The sequence below is a fragment of the uncultured Cardiobacterium sp. genome (genome assembly GCF_938028185.1).
Lineage (GTDB): Bacteria > Pseudomonadota > Gammaproteobacteria > Cardiobacteriales > Cardiobacteriaceae > Cardiobacterium.
The window spans coordinates 1-1417 of record NZ_CALJAH010000092.1; the positions used below are offsets into that span (position 1 = coordinate 1).

General features: G+C 64.6%; 1 pseudogene. It reads left to right on the forward strand.

Going from position 1 to position 1417, the window contains the following annotated elements:
• Nucleotides 1–1208 (forward strand): annotated as a pseudogene (locus Q0349_RS03135) (hypothetical protein); the annotation flags it as partial.
• Nucleotides 1209–1417 lie beyond the last annotated feature (209 nt).

The following is a 1417-nucleotide window of genomic DNA, read 5'->3' on the forward strand; positions in this document are numbered from 1 at the left end:
CCCCGCCGACACCAACCCCGCCGACACCAACCCCGCCGACACCAACCCCGCCGACGGAAAACCACGCGCCGACCGGCGCCGTTACCGTCAGCGGTAAAATCCAGGCGGGGGCGACCATCCACGCCAGCAACAGCCTCGCCGATGCCGACGGCATGGGCGACGTCCACTACCAATGGCTGGCCGACGGACAAAACATCGGCAGCGGCGCGGACTACACCCTGAACCTTGCCGACATCGGCAAAACCATCAGCGTCCGCGCCAGCTACACCGACGGCCTCGGCAACCTTGAAAGCCGCGACAGCCTGCCGACCGCCGCCGTAGGCAAAGCCGCAGTCGCGCCGCCCTTTACCAACACCTTCGACGAACCCACCTTCCCGTGGGCGGGCGTGGACTGGTTCGCGCGCGACACCGACTGGGCGCCGGGCGCGCCACAAAAAAGCGGCGAATGGTCGCGCGACAACATCCGCATTAACGGCGATACCCTCGAAATGCAGCTCACCAACGGCAGCGGCGAAAGCCCGGTCGCCGCGCAAATCTCCAGCAGCGAAGCGATGGGCTACGGCAGCTACCAGCTCACCGTCAGCGCCGACTTCCGCCACTTCGACGCCTACACCGTCTTCGGTTTCTTCACCTACGAATGGGCAAAACCGAGCATCCCCGGCCACCGCGAGCTGGACGCCATCGAAATCTCGCGCTGGGGCGGTAGCGCCCTGCAAGGCCTATTCACCTACTGGCCGACCGACGACGCCATCAAAGTCCGCCCCGCCTACGCCTGGCCGGACGGCCTCGACCGCGCCACCATCCGCATGGACTGGACGGCGGAGCGCATCACCTGGACAGTGAGCGACCCCGCAAGCGGCAAAACCCTGCACCAGGTCAGCAGCACAGAAAACATCCCCGTCGCCGACAAACAACAAATTCACCTCAACTTCTGGACGTACAGCTACGACGCGCCCGGCTGGCACAAAGCCAAGGCGCAGCACATCAACGTCGAATCCTTCAGCTACACCCCGGCAGACGGCGACAGCCCCTCGCCGCACGCGCCGCCACTGCAGCAATTGCTGGAACAGCCGCCATTACTGCGCGCTACCCGCGACGACACCTCGCCGTCGGCGCCGCACGACCAGCCAGCTCAATACCACCACGCCAGCGCCGCCATTCCCCCGCTGCACGAAGATGAGCTGCCGCCACTGGCGGGGATAATCTAAGAACCTGTTCATAGTCTGCGGGTAAAAGCGAAATTTCCCCTCCCCTGCAGGGCGAAGCCCGCAGCGGGACTGGAACAGCTCGCGCAGCGACAAGTATTGCTTGCGAAGCAAGAGAGAGGGGCTTATCCGCCGAATTGCACACAGCGCCTAGCCACATATAGCCATCCACCGAAAGTTTCAGACAAGGCGCGTCGCCGAAGACAGTACGC